5 protein-coding genes and 1 tRNA gene are annotated in these 6243 nt (G+C 45.0%); 2 read left to right on the forward strand and 4 right to left on the reverse strand.

All coding sequences use genetic code 11. The features are described from left to right. Positions 1 to 18: 18 nt before the first annotated feature. Positions 19 to 336, reverse strand: a complete 318-nt coding sequence (locus tag NL646_RS08210) for a DUF1244 domain-containing protein (RefSeq protein WP_021449582.1) — start codon at positions 334 to 336, stop codon at positions 19 to 21. Positions 337 to 551: 215 nt separating this feature from the next. On the opposite strand from NL646_RS08210, the gene NL646_RS08215 reads away from it, so the two are divergent. Continuing rightward, the gene (locus NL646_RS08215) at positions 552 to 1127 is read left to right on the forward strand and encodes a porin family protein (protein WP_005461140.1); all 576 of its coding nucleotides are present in this window, start codon (positions 552 to 554) and stop codon (positions 1125 to 1127) included. Between the two features lie 90 nt (positions 1128 to 1217). On the opposite strand, the gene NL646_RS08220 is transcribed toward NL646_RS08215, so the two are convergent. The 3 genes from NL646_RS08220 to vmeE all read right to left on the reverse strand — a co-directional run bounded on the left by NL646_RS08220 (position 1218) and on the right by vmeE (position 5844). Then, positions 1218 to 1415, reverse strand: coding sequence for a type II secretion system protein (locus NL646_RS08220; protein WP_005461161.1), 198 nt, complete (start codon positions 1413 to 1415; stop codon positions 1218 to 1220). Positions 1416 to 1636: 221 nt separating this feature from the next. Next, complete coding sequence (vmeF, locus tag NL646_RS08225; protein ID WP_253664073.1) at positions 1637 to 4750, reverse strand: multidrug efflux RND transporter permease subunit VmeF; 3114 nt, start codon at positions 4748 to 4750, stop codon at positions 1637 to 1639. Continuing rightward, entirely contained in the window at positions 4750 to 5844 is a 1095-nt protein-coding gene (gene vmeE, locus NL646_RS08230) for a multidrug efflux RND transporter periplasmic adaptor subunit VmeE (protein WP_253664074.1), read from the reverse strand. The genes vmeF and vmeE overlap by 1 nt, the downstream gene beginning before the upstream one ends. A gap of 282 nt (positions 5845 to 6126) precedes the next feature. On the opposite strand from vmeE, the gene NL646_RS08235 reads away from it, so the two are divergent. Beyond that, positions 6127 to 6211, forward strand: a tRNA-Tyr gene (locus NL646_RS08235). The last annotated feature ends 32 nt before the right edge of the window (positions 6212 to 6243 follow it).

Raw genomic sequence — 6243 nt, forward strand, 5'->3', positions numbered from 1 at the left:
TGTTTTTTTTGATTGGGATTACTTTTTCTGACGCGCTTCAAACGCGGCCAATTGTTCTGGCGTTGCTGCTGGTTGATGGTTTTGTTTCCACTCATCATAAGTCATGCCGTAAACACGTTCGCGAGCGTCATCAATATCTAAATCCAAACCGAGATTTTCAGCCTCTGCTTTGTACCATTTGCTAAAGCAGTTACGACAAAAGCCCGCAAGGATCATCAGGTCGATGTTTTGCACATCTTTGTTTGCATCTAAATGCGCCAATAAACGACGAAATGTCGCTGCGTCTAACTTGTCTTGTTCTTCTTGAGTCAGATTTTTATATTTGAATTCAGCCACTTTACTTTCCTTCTCTCTTATTTGATTGGCTTTCGTCACCATATCCAGTTAGTCCACTTTCATAAGTAGGAAGTATGCTTTAGCGCAACAATTCCCATTCGAAAATCACTACCTTTGAACAAAAACTGATATGATAAGCGCCATCTATCTTATTGATTAAATTAATATTAACACAAATCATTACAACGGTCTTTTACAAAGGTTATCGTCAAGTTATGAAAAACGCCATCCTATTATTGTCTGCCTTGACCATCAGTGTGCCGACTTTTGCTGCTCAAGAACAAACTCATCAATCTTATTTTTACCTGGGTACTGGTAACGTTGGTTTCGATACGCCGTATTTTGGATCAGACAGAGACAATGAGTGGTCCACACCGCATATCACTGTTGGCTGGGGCTATTATGTTAATCAATACCTTGCGTTTGAAGGTGTGCTTCGTTACTCCCAAAACGAGCTTAAGAACGACACGCTAAAAACAGATTTGGATTTGCACTATTACCAAGCAGGCATGTCAGCGGTATTGACCAGTGACAACTTAGGCGACACACCACTCTCTTTGTTTGGCCGCGTGACCGCTTTGGGGACTCAAGCAGAAATGTATGTTCCAAATGCCCAGAAAGTGACTGACGACTCTGGCGCACTGTTTAACGTGGGAGCTGGAGTTCATTGGGATATGAGTAAAGATATCTGGTTACGCGCAGAGTACATCTACAATGTCGCAGATATGGGCTTTGAAGACTTTTACGACAGCTATGAAGGTCTACAAATCAGCTTAGGAAAACGCTTCTAGTACGACGTTGAACCCAGTATTTGAAGTTAAATGTAAAGAAGCCGAGGCAAATGCCTCGGCTTCTTTTATCAATCAAGAAAGTAGCTTTGCTTATTGAGCGGAAAACTTTTCTGCGGTCTCTTTGTTTACATGACTACTAGGTTGAACAGTATCAAGTGACGCCAAAATACCATCTTGATGACCTTTTAGCGCATTCGTAAACGTTGGAAGTGCAGTGGTGACTAACAACGCCATAATACCCGCAACCAGAACCATTTCTACCATGTAACTACCACGAACTTTTTTCAAGGGAACACCTCAATAATCATAGGTATAGCCACCTTCCTGGCTTTATACCTAGCAAGACTCGACATTCAGTCATAAACGATGAGCGAGTCCTGTGCCCCTCGAAGAAGTGGCGAAATAATAACCACAATTAATGGTTAGATCTATAAATAATCACTAGAAATATAAAAAAACGCCGAACAAAAATGGTTCGGCGTTTTTAATCAAAGCGTTACATGTTGTCGTTAAGGATGCACTGTGCGGCCTTTCGAATCGTGGCTGAGCGCTTTGTTCAGTTCTGCTTCTACATGACCTGGAGCTTGTGTTTTCGCAGAAATCAGTCGGTACATCGCAGGGATAACAAACAAGGTCACCAATGTAGCAAACCCCATCCCGAAAAAGATAACCGTACCCACGGCAATACGGCTCTCATAACCAGCACCTGTTGATACGATCAACGGGATTGCACCTGCAAGTGTGGTAAACGCAGTCATCAAAATTGGGCGTAGACGTCGCGCGGCGGCATCAATGATCGCTTTTTCAAACTCAACGCCACGGTCACGTAGCTGGTTGGCAAATTCTACTATCAAAATGCCGTTTTTCGTTACCATACCGATCAACATGATCATGCCGATCTGGCTGTAAATGTTCATTCCTTGCCCCATCACGACCAAACCAAGGAAACCACCAAACACACCCATTGGTACAGTGAACATCACTACTAGCGGGTTCACGAAGCTTTCAAACTGAGCCGCCAACACGAGATACGCCACCAGCAATGCCAGTGCAAACACAACTGCGACACTCGCTTGGTTCTCTTTAAAGTCTTTCGACTCACCCGAATAACTCACAGAAATGTCACCCGGCAAGTTGTCGATAGCTTGCTGATCGAGGTAATTCAGCGCTTCACCCAATGTATGACCTTCGGAAAGATTTGCAGTAATGGTGATGGACTTCTGTTTGTTGTAGTGAGACAGACGGATAGATGCTGCCACTTCTTCTATTTTTGTGACCGTGTCTAATGTCACTAGCTCGCCGCTGTTGGTACGCAGATAAATCTGACTCAAATCGGCAGCATTATTGAAGCTATTTTCATCACCGCGAAGGTAAACATCATACTCTTCGCCACGCTCAACATAAGTCGTTTCGCTTTTACCGCCGAGCATAATTTCTAACGTGTCAGAAATGTCTTTTGCGCTCACACCGAGTTCAGCCGCGCGTTGTTTGTCGACCGTAACTAACAGCTCTGGCGTTTTCTCTGAGTAGTCTATCTCAGCGCCTTCCATCATTGGTGATTCTTCGGCTTTGTTCTTCAACAGTTCAGCCCAGACGAGAAGCTCATCATAATCAGAACCGCCTAATACGAACTGAACAGGCTCACTCGAACCACCTTGGAAACCTGGCATAAATGGGAACACTCGAACATCAGGGATACCCGCCAATGCACCACGTACTTTGTTGAGCGCTTCCTGAGCCGTTACATCACGTTCATTCCAATCTTCTAGAATCATGATCACAAAGCCAGTTTGGTCACCTGCCTGACCACCAAACGCTGGCGTTTGGATGCTGAATGACTTCAGATAGCCTTGCCCTAGCAATGGCATCAATCGGTCTTCGACAATATCCATATTGGCTGACATTCGGTTGTACGACGTAGCATCTGCGCCGCGCACAAACGCAAAAATCACACCGCGATCTTCTTGTGGCGTCAATTGAGCTGGTACTTGATTCATTAGGAAATAACTGCCGCCCATACAAGCCAGAATCACCAAAGGCGCAGCCAAACGAGCTTTCAATGCTCCTTTCAATAATGAGCGGTAGCCATTCTCCAGCTTGCTAAACAGACGATCGACCACTTCGTTGAATCGATTTGGTTTTACATTTGCCTTTAGGATCTGGCTGCCCAACACAGGTGTAAGTGTCAGTGCAATCAAAGAGGAGAAAATTACCGACATAGCCAGCAATACAGAAAACTCTGTAAATAGCAGCCCTACCATGCCATCCATAAAGGAAATTGGCAGAAACACCATCACCAGAACCAACGTTGTCGCGATAACCGCAAAACCAACCTCTCGAGTGCCTTTGTACGCGGCAAGCAGAGGCGATTCACCACGTTCAATATGGTGGAAGATGTTTTCAACAACCACAATCGCGTCATCCACTACTAAACCAATAGACAGGATCAACGCCATCAAAGTGATCAAGTTGATAGAAAAGCCAAAGTAGTACGCGGCAATGAACGAAGAGATCAGAGAAACGGGCACCGTAACCGCTGGGATTAGAGTCGCACGGGCTTGTCCGATGAAAATATACAACACCAAGATCACCAAGCCACCTGTAATAAACAGCGTGCTGTACACCTCTTCGATTGAACGCTCGATAAATACTGTCGCGTCGTAATCAATCGCGAGACGTGTTCCTTCTGGTAAGAACTTCTGAATGTTATCGACTTCAGAACGAACCAGCTTCGCCACTTCTAGCGGGTTTGCGTCTGATTGCGGTACCACACCAAGACTGATGTTTACAACACCGTCACTTTTGAAGGTCGAGTTCTCGTTTTCTGCACCAATAAAGACATCCGCCACATCTTTTAGGTAGATAGGCGTGTTGTCGCTTGCACGTTTAATGGCAAGATACTGGAAGTCCTCAGGTGTGTTGTAAGTACGAGCCGTACGCACCGACATCACTGTCGAGTCGTTGCGAACTTCACCACCCGGGCTTTCTAGGTTCTCACTTCGTAAAGCTGATGTAATATCCGATGCCGTGACCGCACGACCAGCCATAAGCTCTGGTTTGAGTTTCACGTACATGACTTTGTACAAACCACCAGAGAGATCGATAGAACTCACACCCGTGATCAAACTGAAACGATCCATCAGAACACGCTCGGCATAATCCGTCAGCTGTGTGCGGTCCATTTCAGAAGAACTTAGATTGATGTAAAGGGACGCTTCACCCGAACCATTGTTCTTGTAAACAATTGGGTCATCTGCTTCATCAGGTAACGAGCGCTGAGCACGAGCAACGGCGTCACGCACATCACTCACCCCAGTATTCAGATCGTAACCTAACTCAAAGGTGATCGTGATGCGTGACATGCTGTTACGAGTGGTGGAACTGATTTCATCAATGCCACTGATCCCAGAAAGCTGATCTTCCAGTACGGAGGTGATTTGGCTTTCAATAATGGTCGCCGACGCGCCTTCATAACGCGTGCTGATAGAAACGACTGGGCTCTCAATATCAGGCATTTCACGAACGGCTAATTTGGTGAATGACACAAAGCCAAACACACACAACAGCATGCTCAGAACTAACGCCGCGACAGGGCGTTTAACTGAAACGTCGGAAATTAACATTAGTTTCCTTCCTCAGCCGATTCACTGTCATTGCCTGTCACATCCGTGGTGTTCACTTTGAGTGGCGCGACAATTTCTTTCACTTCAACGCCATCACGCATGTTAACAATACCTTGAACAACGATCTTGTCACCAATCTCAACGCCAGATTCAATCACTACTTTGTTGTCGACACGAGCCCCCAGCAACACCTCTTGGCGAGTCGCTTTGTTGTTTTCATCAATTACATATACAAAGCGTTTGGTGCCTGAGTATTCAAGTGCTTGAACAGGAATGATCGGCGCTTTAATAGCAGGAAATGCCAGTGAAGCGTTCATCAACATACCCGGTTTCAATTGGTTTTCTGGGTTATCAAACTCAATGCGCACGCGCAAATTCAATGTCTCTGCACTGATTCTGGTATCAATACCCGTGACTTTCCCAGAAAAACGTTGTTCACCCCAAGCACTGGTCTTCGCGGCAACTTCCATTCCAACTGACAACATCGACAAATAACGTTCTGGAATTTGTAAATCCAACTCCATGACCGACAGATCGTCTAATGTCAGAAGCTCAGTTCCTGCGCTAACCATTTTCCCGCGGCTGAAATCGATAAATCCAACCGTTCCAGAAAAGGGCGCGGTGATATGCAGATCGGCGAGATTCGCTTTCGCAGCATCAAGTCGAGCCTGAGCAATCTCCACGCTTGCTTTTTGTGCATCAATTTCGGTTTGAGTAATTGCGTTTCGTTTAACTAAACGCTGAAATTCTTTTAACTTACGTTCTTCATCTTTTAAGTAAGCTTTTGCCTCTACCAGTGCTGCTTGCGCTTTATCATCATCCAATTGAATTAACAGTTGGTTTTGCTGCACGTTCTGGTTTGCTTTTACTGCAATTTTTTTGACCTTACCTGCAACTTCTGAAGCGACAACCACAGACTCTGCCGCCTTCAATTTGCCGATAAGGGATAAAGATTGATTAATTTCGTGCGTTTCTACTTGCTCAGTCACAACCGTGACCGCAGACGGACCTCGCTTTGCTGCAAAAGCGCTAGGGGAAGCCATTAATGTAGAAAGCGTTAAAACAGATAAGGATAAAGTGGCTTTCATGCTCATGATCTTGACTACTAAACGAATAAACTTATGTCATTAAACTGCTTACAGTTTATCAATAGATACGTCTTTTAACGTCAAGTAGTGTAAATTCCGGTAAAAAGTATATTTTCGTTCTGTATAAAGGACATACAAAACGCTGACTTTCTACCATCTTTGCCCAAAAAGGCAGCATTCAACGTAAAAACGCTAGAAAAACGCTTTACAGCCGGAGCGAGTTTGCTATGATGCGCTCCGCACTTGAGAGATGCGTTGGGAAAACATTTTTCAAGTATAAAACACCCTGGAGGGGTTCCCGAGTGGCCAAAGGGAGCAGACTGTAAATCTGCCGGCTCCGCCTTCGATGGTTCGAATCCGTCCCCCTCCACCATATTCTTTCTTGTGATTATGTCATGAGAAAAC

Source organism: Vibrio sp. Y20_XG_PY13, from assembly GCF_024181925.1.
Taxonomy (GTDB): Bacteria; Pseudomonadota; Gammaproteobacteria; order Enterobacterales; family Vibrionaceae; genus Vibrio; species Vibrio parahaemolyticus.